Below are 12,175 nucleotides of genomic sequence, written 5' to 3'. Positions count from 1 at the left end.
ACTAATGTTAAAAATTCATTCAAATATTCATTTTTAATTTACGACCTTAGGTCGTCAGTTCACTCTCTTCAAAGAAAGTGGCTCCCGCAACCAATTCTTACTAATGTTAAAAATTCATTCAAATATTCATTTTTAATTTACGACCTTAGGTCGTCAGTTCGCTCTCTTCATAGAAAGTGGCTCTCGCAACCAATTCTTACTAATGTTAAAAATTCATTCAAATATTCATTGTTAATTTACGACCTTAGGTCGTCAGTTCACTCTCTTCATAGAAAGTGGCTCCCGCAACCAATTCTTACCAATGTTAAAATTCATATAAATATTCATTATTAATTTACGACATAGCGTCGTCATTTCACTCACTTCATAAATAATGGCTGCCAAAACCAACACATTTTCAAGCGTTAAATTTTTAATAGTAATAACCCGTAAAAATAGTCGCTTTACTAAGTAAACATTGATCGCCACTCCAGCAAGTTATATCATTGCCTTATTAATTCTCTGCTAATTAACTTTATTTAAATGAATCCTTTAAAAATAGATATATCAATGACTTTATTGATATCTGTTTGTTTCTTTTTTTTAATAAACAATGATGTGTACGCTCAAAACTTACGAGATGCCTGTTTATTAGAGGCAATAAAAAATGCAGAAGAAGAACTAACAACGACACAAATAAAAGAAAAATGTGATCGGTTAAAAGAAAGAAAAATTAAACCAGGCGCTATTTCTAATCGATTGATTTCAGAAAGGATCGCTGCGTTCGACCCCTATGTGATCACACCACATAAAATGAACTATATATTGCCGTTTTCTATGTCGAATAGGATCAATAAAAAAGCGTATGCTTACGATAATTTTGATAATTGGGAAGATAATCTAGAAGATTTTGAGGCAAAATTTCAACTCAGTATTAAAGTGCCACTGAATAAAAATGATATTTTTATTGAAGGTGATAGTTTGCACTTTGGTTTCACCCTACAATCGTGGTGGCAATTATACTCAAACAATATCTCTAAACCTTTTAGAGAAACCAATTATCAACCTGAAGTGTTTTATGTTGCACCGTTAAATTGGCATCCTTTAGACAGTAATACAGGTTTTGCAATCGGTGCTGAGCATCAATCTAATGGCCGTTCTCAACCATTATCACGAAGTTGGAATCGTGTGTATGTAAATTTTTTATTAGAGAAAGACAATTTCGCCCTATCTTTTAAACCTTGGATCAGGCTAAAAGAAAAAGAAAAAGAAACTGTGTTAGCTTCAGACGGTGATGATAACCCCGATATCAGTAAATATATGGGGCACTTTGAATTAGGGATCGCCCATAAGTGGTCAAAGTATGTTTTATCGTTTGAAGGACGCCATAATTTTGCTCACCATAAAGGTGGTATGGAGTTAAGTTTTACCTTTCCATTATGGGGTAAGTTAAGAGGCTATGCCCAATATACAGCAGGATATGGTGAAAGTTTAATTGATTATAATCATAGTCAACAACGATTTGGTTTAGGGATTGCGCTAACCAACCTTTTATAAACTATTTTCATAATTATATTTGAGAGAACAGATGTTAAAATTAGGTAGATATCAACATTTTAAAGGTAACTTTTATCAAGTTCTGCACGTAGCTAAACACAGTGAAACCGAAGAAGAACACGTTGTTTATCAACCTGAATATGGAGACAGAGAAATTTGGATCAGACCACTTTCAATGTTTGATGAAATCATTGAAAGAGAAGGTAAAACGTTCAAACGTTTTACCTTTGTTGAAGATTAACTCTTTCCTATTTAGCCAATAGAAAAATGATTATGGTCCTGCCATGGAACTTGTTTACTTTTAACCTGAGATACTTTTGCAGACTTTGGCCCATGGTTTAACCATTGCAGCATTTTATCGACATTTTTCTCTTCACCACACAGTAATACTTCAACGTCCCCATCAGCTAAATTACGTGCATACCCACTGATATTGCATTCTATCGCCATTTGTTGACTGGATGCTCTAAAATAAACACCCTGCACTTTTCCACTGATATGAGCTAAATAACTTACATTCATCACTTCTTCTCTCTTATTTTTATGATAAATAAATCCATTAGATGATTGCGTCTGCGCAAAGCATTGACTAAACTCGGCGCAAATTAACCTTGTAATATTAAGTATAGGCAAATGTCAGCAAGAATTTATTTAAAAGTTTCACGAGAGAAATCTTTATTAAGAAAACATCCATGGGTTTTCTCTAAAGCTGTCAATAAAATTAAAGGTAATCCTATGCTTGGTGATAGCGTAGACATACTAGATAACAAGGGAAACTGGTTAGCTAAAGGGGCCTACTCTCCAGAATCACAAATAAGAATACGTGTTTGGAGTTTTGATGAAAATGAGGAAATTGATCGTGAATTTTTTCGTAAGAAAATATTAAATGCTCAACAACGACGCGAATGGTTCATCAACCAAGGACAATTAACCGGTTATCGCCTTATTGCGGGTGAATCAGATGGTTTACCTGGGATCACGATAGATAAATACAATGAATTTATTGTTTGTCAATTACTCAGCGCTGGTGCTGACTTTCATCGTTATACACTTGTTGATTGTCTAAAAGAACTCTACCCGTCTTGCCATATTTATGAACGATCTGATGTAGATGTTCGTAAAAAAGAAGGTTTAGAACCTGTTACTGGTTGGTTAACTGAGCCTCAAGATACTACCACGACAGTGATTCAAGAGCATGGCATTAATATTCATGTTGATATTGCGACTGGCCACAAAACCGGATTTTATTTAGATCAAAGGGATTCACGAGTTGCAGCGGGCCGATATGCCAAAGATAAAAGCGTATTAAATTGTTTTTCTTATACAGGCACTTTTTCACTGCATTGTGCAGCAAATGGTGCTAAAGAAGTGATCAATGTAGATGTTTCCCAGCCAGCATTAGATACTGCAGAGCATAACCTTCAATTAAATAATTTAACCGATAGGAATGTTTCGTTCATTAAAGAAGATGTCTTTAAATTACTTAGACGTTTTCGAACAGAAAAACGAACTTTCGATATGATAATTTTAGACCCGCCAAAATTCGTTGAGTCGAAAGCGCAGTTAACCGGGGCATGTCGTGGTTACAAAGATATTAATATGTTGGCAATGCAGCTGTTAAAGCCTAATGGGATATTATTAACTTTTTCATGCTCAGGCTTGATGGAAAGTAACTTATTTCAAAAAATTGTGGCAGATGCTGCATTAGATGCGAAACGTAATGCTTATATTGTTGAAAGGTTACACCAAGCGGGAGATCATCCTGTTTCTTCAAATTATCCTGAAGGATATTATTTAAAAGGCTTAGTTTGCCAAGTTGAATAGCATCGCTAAAACGCAAGGTGTTATGGAAGAAAATGGATGAACATTTCAAAAGTTAATTGAGTGCTTTAATCAATTTCTGCGATATTTATACCAATAAGGTAAGTATCTGTACTTTCTTCCGTAACCCTAACTACTTTACCTTGTACATCTAATGGTTGCACTGTGGCACTTGAAGATTCAATATTCACTCGAACATTTGTATTTAATTCTAACGGGTGAGACATTTCAATCGCCATGCCCGTTGCACTTAAATCTCGACATGTGGCAAATATAGTACTATTTGCTTCATCATCGATAATAGTTACTGATACATCGCTGTTTAACATCATACGATAAAAATCACGTTTATCATCATAATTGACCATAACTACTCCATTGGCTTATCGTTAACTTGCCTCTTTTATACGCATTGCGTTTAAGCATGTCAAATATCAGCTCGTTAAAAATATGGTGATGCTTACATTAATTTAACTATAATTTTTTAAATGATTTTTAATCCGTTTAACTGAAATTGGATAAGGGGTTTTTAAATTTTGAGCAAATAAAGACACTTTTAACTCTTCAATCATCCAATAAACTTGTTCAACTTCAGCCAGCATCACGAGATCATGTTTTACTTTTGCTTTGGTTTGTTGATATTCGCTTTCTATTTTTTGTACTTCTAGCATTTTTAAACGATCTTGGTTGGGATCAATCGGTAGTTTTTCTAAGCGATGTTGTATAGCTTTTAAATAGCGCTCAATATCTTCCATTCGTTGATAACCAGATTCAGTGATAAATCCTTTATATACAAGTTTGGTTAAATGTTGTTTCACATCGCCGTGTGATTGAATAACGTTTAAAGGGACATTACCTTTTAACTTTTTATTGATCCCATGTGACAACTGTAAAACGTTTTCTACTTTTATCGCTAAACTTAAGACGGTATCAGCAATTTCAGTCCTGACATGATCTAAGCAAGCTTTGAAGTGTCGTTCATCCCTAGGCGGCGTTTTTTCTTGTCCGACCAAGAATTGGCATGACGCTAAAATACAATCATTTAATAAATCGTGAATAGAGCCAAAGGGATTAAAATACAGCCCCAATTTTGCTTTATTAGGGAGTTTCTGTTGTAAATATTTTATTGGTGAAGGTATATTTAACAAAATTAGTCGAGCTACCCCCGACAGCATCGCTTGTTCGGCTAATAATTCATGTTCAAATAATTCTATCGCAACAGTTTGTTTATGATCTACCAATGCAGGGTAAGCTTTAATGGTTAAATTACTGACTTTCTTTTGATAATGATTGGGTAAGGTTTCAAAGTCCCAATGTTTTATATCAGAACGTTCAATGCCTTTATCTGCTACTTTTTTTATCGATGCTTTAACCTTGCCTTGTAATTTTTCCTGTAACTCAGTTAAATTGCGGCCTTGTTCAACAACCTTTCCTTTTTCATTGAGGATCTTAAAGTTCATTTGTAAATGAAGCGGCAGAGTTAAACCTTGCCAACTTTCATCATCTAACCGAACACCTGTCATTCTAAGTAATTGTTTAGCAACCGCTTGTTGTAATGTACTATTATCTGGCGCTATGGCGGCAAGACAAGCCTCAGCATAGTTAGGTGCAGGGACAAAATTACGTCTCAAGGCTTTTGGCAACCCTTTGATCAAAGCAATGATTAATTCATGGCGTAAGGCAGGAATTTGCCAATCAAACCCTTGATCTTGTACTTGATTTAAAATGCCTAAAGGGATATTAACACTGACACCATCGTCGATGTCTCCGGGAGTAAAATGATAACTAAGGGCAAAGGTTAAGTTACCTTGTTGCCATACATCCGGATATTCAGCTTTGGTAATTTTTTCACTTTCTTCGTTTAATAAAAACTCACGGGTGAAATTAAGGAGCTTAGGTTGCGTGAGTTTCGTTTTTTTCCACCAAGCTAAAAAGCTTCGCTGGCAAATAATATCTTCGGGTAATTTATCGCTATAAAAACGATAAAGTTGTTCTTCATCGATCAGAAAATCTTTACGGCGCGCTTTTTGTTCTAACTTTTCAACTTCTTTTACTAGATCAAGGTTGCGTTGGTAAAATGATTCCCTAATATTTGCATCACCATTAACAAGTGCTTCACGGATGAAAATATCACGGCAAGTTTCTGGTTCAACGGTATTAAATTGTACTTTTCTTTTCGAGACAATAACCATGCCATACAAAGAAACTTGTTCAAAACCCATGACGGAGCCTTGCTTTTTCTCCCAATGAGGTTCGCTATAATTTCGTTTTAATAAATGGCTTGCCATTGGCTCGATCCATAATGGATCTATCTTGGCTACCATGCGGCCAAATAATCGACTTGTTTCAACCAGCTCAGCTGCCATCAACCATTTAGGGGGCTTTTTAGCAACGGCAGATCCAGGGAAGATAAAAAACTTTGAACCTCTTGCACCTTTAAATTCTCTATTTTCATCTTGTTGACCAATATGACTTAATAGACCACTTAAAATCGCTTGATGAATAATATCTTGCCCTTGGCTATTTTCTTCCTCTAACGTCACTGATGACATAGTTATATTAATATCTTTAAGCGCGAGCTTTAATTGACTATAGATATCTTGCCATTCGCGTATACGAACATAAGAAAGATATTCTTTTTGGCATAATTTTCTGAATTGGTTATTCGTTAATGCTTTTTGGTTTTCGGTAACATAGCTCCATAGATTTAAGAAACTTATAAAATCAGACTGTTTGTCTTTAAAACGGCTGTGTTTTTCATCAGATGCTTGCTGTTTTTCAAATGGACGCTCTCGTGGGTCTTGAATGCTTAACGCCGCGACAATGATAAAGATTTGTTCGATACAGCCCAATTCTATCGCGGTTAAAATCATTTTCGCCAAACGCGGATCTACGGGAAATTTGGCTAATAATCGTCCGCTTTTTGTAAGTCTATTGTTTTGATGTGATGGTAATTTATCTACCGCATTGAGTTCTTCGAGTAATCGAACACCATCGTTTATATTGCGACTATCTGGTGGCTGAACAAAAGGAAAGTTAGTAATGTCACCTAAATCTAACGCTAGCATTTGTAAAATTACAGTGGCTAAATTTGTGCGTAAAATTTCAGGATCGGTAAATTCAGGTCTGCTTAAATAATCATCTTGTGAATATAAACGTATACAAACCCCTTCTGAAACTCGACCACATCGCCCTGCACGTTGATTTGCGCTCGCTTGTGATATCGCTTCAATGGGAAGCCGTTGTACTTTAGTTCGATAACTATAACGGGAAATTCGAGCCGTTCCAGGATCAATTACGTACTTTATTCCTGGTACCGTTAAACTAGTTTCGGCAACATTGGTGGCTAACACGATATTTCGACCGGAATGAGGTTGAAAAATACGGTTTTGTTCTTGAACGGTTAAACGAGAAAATAGCGGTAAAATGTGTGTATGACGTAAATTGGCTTTTTCAAGTGCAAAAGCCGTATCACGGATCTCTCGTTCACCATTTAAAAAAACTAATATGTCACCTTGTCCATAAGTAGAAAGTTCTTCAACAGCATGTAATATACCGGTAATGACATCGACACCTTCATCGTGCTCGCTTTGGTCATTTTCTGTCATTTCATTTAGTGGTCGATATAACATTTCAACCGGAAAGGTTCTGCCAGACACTTCGATAATTGGTGCTTGTTTTTGCTCATTCATGGCAAAGTGTTTAGCAAAACGTTCAGGATCTATAGTCGCTGACGTGATAATAACTTTAAGATCAGGACGTTTCGGCAGTATTTGTTTTAAATACCCTAAAATAAAATCGATGTTTAAACTGCGTTCATGTGCTTCATCAATAATTAAAGTATCGTATTGCCTTAATAAACGGTCATTTTGCATCTCCGCAAGCAATATACCGTCGGTCATCAATTTGATATAACTCTTATCACTGACTTGATCGGTAAAACGAACTTTATAACCGACTATATCCCCTACTGTGCTATTGAGTTCTTCAGCCAACCTCGTCGCGACAGTACGCGCAGCTATTCGTCGGGGTTGTGTATGACCTATTAAGCCATCTACCCCTCTGCCTAATGCCAAACATATTTTAGGTATTTGTGTCGTTTTTCCTGAGCCAGTTTCCCCTGCAATAATAACAACTTGGTTGTCTTGAATTAATTGCGATATTTTTTCGACATTTTGAGAGACAGGTAATGCCTCGGGGTAATGTATATGTAGGGTTTGCTGAAGTTTCTTTTCTTTATGTAAGATTGATTGATTAATTTGCTCAGCAAGTTGGTGAAATTGACGTTGTTTGTTGTCCTGCTGTTTTGGATTAGACGTTTTAAATTTTTTTAATTGATGAAGACGCTTTTTAAAACGCGACTTATCGGCAAGTCGCGTTTTATTCAATAATGCAAAAAGTGCATCAAGTGTAAGGCAAGTATCAGGGGAAACTTCAGAAGACAAAATAAACTCAAGAAAAACATATAAAAGCGTATTTTATCAATTCTGGTGTTTAATACCAATAATTAAATGATGACATTGCCTTAATAAAAGATGACCGATTCTCTTAGGAAATAAATTTATTAACAGCGGCGAGTAATTGACGACAAGTTACCTGACCAACTAATTTCCCTTCTTCAATAACCGGACGACGACGATGTTTTTTCAATAACATGTCTTGTGCTATATCCACTATATCGTCATTGGGACTGGCCGTTAAGATATTGTCTTTGATCATATATTCACTCACCTTGCCGACGCCAATATTATTATAAGTGGCATTTAAAATAGCATTTAAGCAATCCATTTCAGATAAAATGCCGACAAAATTACCGGCATCGTCAACAATACATAAGCCTGATACTTTATTATCAATGATGGACTTCATCGCTTCTGATAAATGAACATTTTCATTTACTTTTGCGGGATTAGTTAACATGTAATCGCGAAGGTTGACTGATGTAAGCATCGCTGTATTCCTTATTTTTTTGTAAAAATTATTCAAAGGTTTATATAAATACTTTAGACGCATTTATTAAATAAATCATGTATCTATCAAAATAATTTTTCATTATTAATATTTATTAGTCTGCCTGTAAAATTTCTTATCATTTTAAGGTTTTACTTCGAGGAATAAGGAATGATTATTTTTAACCTGATATGAACTAATTTCTTGATAAGCTTTAGTAAAAGGTTTTCTTAAGTGGCTTTTTAAATGGGGTTTAACTTCATGTGCTTTTTTCGATTTAAGTAGACAAAAAAGTGCTAACGCATACACAGTATCTTGCTCAGATAAAGCCGCTTGTCTGTTTGCTCTAGGGTTATAACAAGAACCACAGCCACCTTTGAACTGATAGGCAGTATTGGTAAAAATAACACCAAAGCCCATCACACAAGATAATATATCAATCGCTTGAGGCAAAAAGTCTTTGCCACCCGGTGGTAGCATTTTTTGCTGCATGACTAATATGGTCGCTAATTGTTGAACGTAGGAAGCGATTAAATCTTGGGGTTGATTGATTTGACTTGGATTAAAAGTAAATTTAATGGTTTGGTCTGAATTTTCAGCTAATTCAATTACTGATAACTTGCCACGTAAACCGTGTTCAATGTTTAAACGGGGAAAATCAATTGAATGAAGGTGTTGTGGTGCTACTAGCGTTAATGGCCAATTTTGCATGCCTGCGTATTGCACCGTATAAGTAAAAACCTGATGAGCCATTTCTTCAACGCTGCCAACGCGTCCAGGATAAAAAGCATTCGTCGGTAAAACTAATTCAGTTTCTGTGAGAAAAACTTCGCGATTAAAATATTTAATCGCCCATTCAAAAGTATCGAAAATCCAAAGGCGTGAATTGTCGTCGATAACTGGCTTAGTTGAAAATAAGTGTTTAAACATAAAAGTAATTGACGATATTAATTTTTAACCGGCGTTGATTTATTGGCAAGCTGTAGTTCTTGCCAAGCAGCTGTTTGATATAACGGAACCGTAGATAAAGAATGGTGGTGACTACCGCTTGATTCTTTTGTTGAATACGATAAATAAATTAACGTTTGATTCTCAACATCATAAATCCGCCTGATTTTTAAACTTTTGAAAAGGATACTTTTAGACTCTTTAAAAACGATCTCACCATTTTTTGATTTATCGATTGAGCTAATTTCTTGACCGGTAATTGCTCCAGTTTGCCGACAAGCTATACTCATATCAGACGGGTCAGCCAAATCTAAATTACCTTCAATATGACTGATATGACAGGTCACGCCATTGAGTTTAGGATCTTTAACGGCTTCAATTTTTACATCTTTTGTAGTAAACCAACCTAAACTAACATCGCCGACATTGTCTGAGCAGCCAGATAATAGTAATAACGCTGAAGAGATTAACAATTTATTCATGATGAAATATTCCAACAAATGATGGGCCAATAGAAGACATACTCGCACGGTACATACCTTCACTATTGAACGGCATAGTAATGTTTCCTTTTGCGTCGATAGCAATTACCCCACCTGAGCCACCTGCTTCAACTAACACTTGATTAACGACAATATCAGCCGCTTTAGCTAGTGGGATCTTTTGGTATTGAACACGAGCGCAGATATCAGCCGCAACATGATATCGAATAAAATATTCACCATGACCCGTAGCAGAAACAGCACAACTGTCATTATTAGCATAAGTTCCAGCGCCAATGATTGGAGCATCACCAATTCTGCCAAATCGTTTTGCCGTCATACCACCTGTTGAGGTTCCTGCTGTAAGGTTCCCTGCTTTATCAAGTGCCACAGCACCGACAGTGCCAACCTTATATTGTATAGGTAATGATTGATGTGCAGCTTGGAAGTCTTTTAACTCTTGTTCTTTTTCGATTAATTTTTTCTTTGCTTTTAATAACGCTTTATAACGATGCTCAGTGTTAAAATAACTATTATCCACTAGCGGTAAGCCTTTATTTTTTGCAAACTGCTCTGCACCTTCGCCACTTAGCATGACATGAACAGATTCTTCCATGATTTTTTCCGCTAACGCAATCGGACTTTTAACCGTTGTCACCCCTGATACGGCACCAGCATTAAGTGTTTTACCATTCATAATTGAGGCGTCTAACTCATGCTTGCCATCAAACGTATAGACCGCTCCTTTTCCAGCGTTAAAAAGAGGTGAAGCTTCCATAATTTGAATGGCCGCGATGATAGCTTGTTGGCTTGATTTTCCTTGGGCTAATAATTGGTATCCCGCTGAAACCGCTTCGATTAATTTAGATTCATAGGCTTTGCGTAACGAAGGGGTCATTTTACTTTGCTGTATTGCCCCAGCTCCCCCGTGTATTGCGATAGCAAAAGGCGCTTCTTCAGCGTGTAATAAACTAACTTGTGATGAGAAAATAAAAGACAGACTGACTAGTACTTTTTTGTTGATTTTTGTTTTTATCATAATTTTAATTCTGGATTATTTCGCATCAATACAATGTGCAAGAAATGTCAACGCAATGCAAGAGTAACTCTATTTCTTCTTTTAACATTTGTTGATTAAAACCTAGACTGTTGAATAATATTTGATACAGTGAACACTCTGGTCAAACCAGTTATGAATTATTGCAACGACAATTAAAGAGTCAAAATGAATTATATAAATATTGATTTTCAAGTTAACAATAACATTGCTTTTGTTACTTTATCGCGCCCTGAAAAACACAACGCTATTGATATGACGACGTTTAATGAATTAAATCATGTCATTAAACGTATCGATAAAGACACAAGTATCAGAGCCGTAATTGTTTCAGGTAAAGGAGAAGACTTTTGTTCTGGCATTGACGTGAAATCTTTATTTAAATCACCGCAGAAAGCGATAAGATTATTATTGAAGTGCTTACCTGGACATTCGAATAACGCACAGAAAGTATCGACCGGCTGGCGTAAATTAGCCGTACCAGTCATTTTTGCTATACAGGGGCGATGTTGGGGAGCAGGAATGCAAATTGCTTTTGGTGGTGATTTTCGCATTGCCACCCCTGATGCTTCTATGTCAATTATGGAAGCAAAATGGGGATTAATACCTGATATGGGAGGCACATTAGCATTAAGGGAGTTAGTACGATTAGATATCGCCAAAGAATTAGCTATGACGGCTAAAATTATTTCTGGTGAAGAAGCATTAAATTTAGGATTATTAACAAAAGTGTCTCCTGATCCGCTACAAGCCGCGACTAAACTCGCTAACGATATTTCTCAATTTTCACCAGATTCCGTGTCAGCTTGTAAAAAACTCTATAACAAGAGTTGGTGGGGTTCTGCTAGATCGGCGCTTGCTCGGGAAACCTTATATCAAATTAAAGTACTTTTTGGCAAAAACTATAAAATAAAATCTTATAACCAGACACACGATAAAACCAAGCAAAAACCCTTTAAAGCAAGAATGAAGTGGTAACACTATAACTTAAACGCAACGAAAATATGCGATCACGGCTAAAACATGCCTTAACATTAAGTCATGTTTTATGTGAAAACTTAACAACAGTTATTTAAGTAACTCATGACCTTCAGGTAATTGTTTTGAGATCCAAATCGCAAGCTTATGCTTCATGCTTTGCAGATCTTCATTGTCAGTGGGCAGTGGATGAACCATTTTATCATTGACTAATAAACGATATAGACTTTCTACTTTATCTTTAGCGGCATTTGTCGCTGAGAAGCCTTTATAACCACGGTTGATGGCATACTTTTCGCCTATCTCAATGGCTTTTTTTAATAAGGCCGCTTCATTTTTCAATTTCTTCATAAAATTCCTTGATAATATTTATATTTTAACGCTTTTTAATGTCGTTTGATGA

The 12,175-nt window shown here is 35.9% G+C and carries 12 protein-coding genes; 4 read left to right on the top strand and 8 right to left on the bottom strand.

What is annotated here, in order from left to right; all coding sequences use genetic code 11:
• Positions 1 to 549 precede the first annotated feature (549 nt).
• Both RM573_RS17060 and RM573_RS17055 read left to right on the top strand, forming a co-directional pair.
• Entirely contained in the window at positions 550 to 1,536 is a 987-nt protein-coding gene (locus RM573_RS17060) for a phospholipase A (protein WP_311584904.1), read from the top strand.
• A gap of 31 nt (positions 1,537 to 1,567) precedes the next feature.
• Positions 1,568 to 1,777 carry a DUF1653 domain-containing protein gene (locus RM573_RS17055; RefSeq protein ID WP_311584901.1) on the top strand — a complete coding sequence of 70 codons (210 nt, stop codon included), beginning with the start codon at positions 1,568 to 1,570 and terminating at the stop codon, positions 1,775 to 1,777.
• Positions 1,778 to 1,788: 11 nt separating this feature from the next.
• On the opposite strand, the gene RM573_RS17050 is transcribed toward RM573_RS17055, so the two are convergent.
• Complete coding sequence (locus RM573_RS17050) at positions 1,789 to 2,058, bottom strand: acylphosphatase (RefSeq protein WP_311584914.1); 270 nt, start codon at positions 2,056 to 2,058, stop codon at positions 1,789 to 1,791.
• A gap of 111 nt (positions 2,059 to 2,169) precedes the next feature.
• Here RM573_RS17050 and RM573_RS17045 point away from each other — a divergent pair, with 111 nt between their 5' ends.
• Positions 2,170 to 3,360 (top strand): class I SAM-dependent methyltransferase, encoded by a 1,191-nt coding sequence (locus RM573_RS17045; RefSeq protein WP_311584898.1) that lies wholly within the window; start codon positions 2,170 to 2,172, stop codon positions 3,358 to 3,360.
• Positions 3,361 to 3,425: 65 nt separating this feature from the next.
• Here the strand turns inward: RM573_RS17045 and RM573_RS17040 are convergent, their stop codons facing one another.
• The 6 genes from RM573_RS17040 to RM573_RS17015 all read right to left on the bottom strand — a co-directional run bounded on the left by RM573_RS17040 (position 3,426) and on the right by RM573_RS17015 (position 10,776).
• Positions 3,426 to 3,725, bottom strand: a complete 300-nt coding sequence (locus tag RM573_RS17040; protein WP_311584895.1) for a PilZ domain-containing protein — start codon at positions 3,723 to 3,725, stop codon at positions 3,426 to 3,428.
• Between the two features lie 102 nt (positions 3,726 to 3,827).
• On the bottom strand, positions 3,828 to 7,802 hold the full coding sequence (gene hrpA, locus RM573_RS17035) for an ATP-dependent RNA helicase HrpA (protein ID WP_432280248.1): 3,975 nt from the start codon (positions 7,800 to 7,802) through the stop codon (positions 3,828 to 3,830).
• Between the two features lie 103 nt (positions 7,803 to 7,905).
• Positions 7,906 to 8,307: a CBS domain-containing protein gene (locus RM573_RS17030; protein ID WP_311584892.1), complete on the bottom strand. Its 402-nt coding sequence runs from the start codon at positions 8,305 to 8,307 to the stop codon at positions 7,906 to 7,908.
• A gap of 144 nt (positions 8,308 to 8,451) precedes the next feature.
• Complete coding sequence (locus RM573_RS17025; RefSeq protein WP_311584889.1) at positions 8,452 to 9,237, bottom strand: hypothetical protein; 786 nt, start codon at positions 9,235 to 9,237, stop codon at positions 8,452 to 8,454.
• 17 nt (positions 9,238 to 9,254) lie between these two features.
• The gene (locus tag RM573_RS17020) at positions 9,255 to 9,737 is read right to left on the bottom strand and encodes a CreA family protein (RefSeq protein WP_311584886.1); all 483 of its coding nucleotides are present in this window, start codon (positions 9,735 to 9,737) and stop codon (positions 9,255 to 9,257) included.
• The gene (locus RM573_RS17015) at positions 9,730 to 10,776 is read right to left on the bottom strand and encodes an isoaspartyl peptidase/L-asparaginase family protein (RefSeq protein WP_311584883.1); all 1,047 of its coding nucleotides are present in this window, start codon (positions 10,774 to 10,776) and stop codon (positions 9,730 to 9,732) included. The genes RM573_RS17020 and RM573_RS17015 overlap by 8 nt, the downstream gene beginning before the upstream one ends.
• Before the next feature lie 186 nt (positions 10,777 to 10,962).
• On the opposite strand from RM573_RS17015, the gene RM573_RS17010 reads away from it, so the two are divergent.
• Positions 10,963 to 11,772 (top strand): crotonase/enoyl-CoA hydratase family protein, encoded by an 810-nt coding sequence (locus tag RM573_RS17010; RefSeq protein WP_311584879.1) that lies wholly within the window; start codon positions 10,963 to 10,965, stop codon positions 11,770 to 11,772.
• A gap of 90 nt (positions 11,773 to 11,862) precedes the next feature.
• Here the strand turns inward: RM573_RS17010 and RM573_RS17005 are convergent, their stop codons facing one another.
• Complete coding sequence (locus tag RM573_RS17005; RefSeq protein ID WP_311584876.1) at positions 11,863 to 12,123, bottom strand: DUF5062 family protein; 261 nt, start codon at positions 12,121 to 12,123, stop codon at positions 11,863 to 11,865.
• Positions 12,124 to 12,175: the final 52 nt, after the last annotated feature.

Origin of the sequence: Thalassotalea castellviae, from assembly GCF_031846185.1 — a bacterium.
Lineage (GTDB): Bacteria > Pseudomonadota > Gammaproteobacteria > Enterobacterales > Alteromonadaceae > Thalassotalea_H > Thalassotalea_H castellviae.
Note: the sequence above shows the minus strand (reverse complement) of the source record. Positions and strands in the feature narration are given on the sequence as shown.

Excerpts from the sequence above, each read along its gene's own strand:
- RM573_RS17005 (WP_311584876.1), bottom strand. The coding sequence starts at position 12,123 with ATGAAGAAATTGAAAAATGAAGCGGCCTTATTAAAAAAAGCCATTGAG.
- RM573_RS17055 (WP_311584901.1), top strand. The coding sequence starts at position 1,568 with ATGTTAAAATTAGGTAGATATCAACATTTTAAAGGTAACTTTTATCAA.
- RM573_RS17010 (WP_311584879.1), top strand. The coding sequence starts at position 10,963 with ATGAATTATATAAATATTGATTTTCAAGTTAACAATAACATTGCTTTT.
- RM573_RS17050 (WP_311584914.1), bottom strand. The coding sequence starts at position 2,058 with ATGAATGTAAGTTATTTAGCTCATATCAGTGGAAAAGTGCAGGGTGTT.
- RM573_RS17020 (WP_311584886.1), bottom strand. The coding sequence starts at position 9,737 with ATGAATAAATTGTTAATCTCTTCAGCGTTATTACTATTATCTGGCTGC.
- RM573_RS17015 (WP_311584883.1), bottom strand. The coding sequence starts at position 10,776 with ATGATAAAAACAAAAATCAACAAAAAAGTACTAGTCAGTCTGTCTTTT.
- RM573_RS17030 (WP_311584892.1), bottom strand. The coding sequence starts at position 8,307 with ATGCTTACATCAGTCAACCTTCGCGATTACATGTTAACTAATCCCGCA.
- RM573_RS17060 (WP_311584904.1), top strand. The coding sequence starts at position 550 with ATGACTTTATTGATATCTGTTTGTTTCTTTTTTTTAATAAACAATGAT.
- RM573_RS17025 (WP_311584889.1), bottom strand. The coding sequence starts at position 9,237 with ATGTTTAAACACTTATTTTCAACTAAGCCAGTTATCGACGACAATTCA.
- RM573_RS17045 (WP_311584898.1), top strand. The coding sequence starts at position 2,170 with ATGTCAGCAAGAATTTATTTAAAAGTTTCACGAGAGAAATCTTTATTA.
- RM573_RS17040 (WP_311584895.1), bottom strand. The coding sequence starts at position 3,725 with ATGGTCAATTATGATGATAAACGTGATTTTTATCGTATGATGTTAAAC.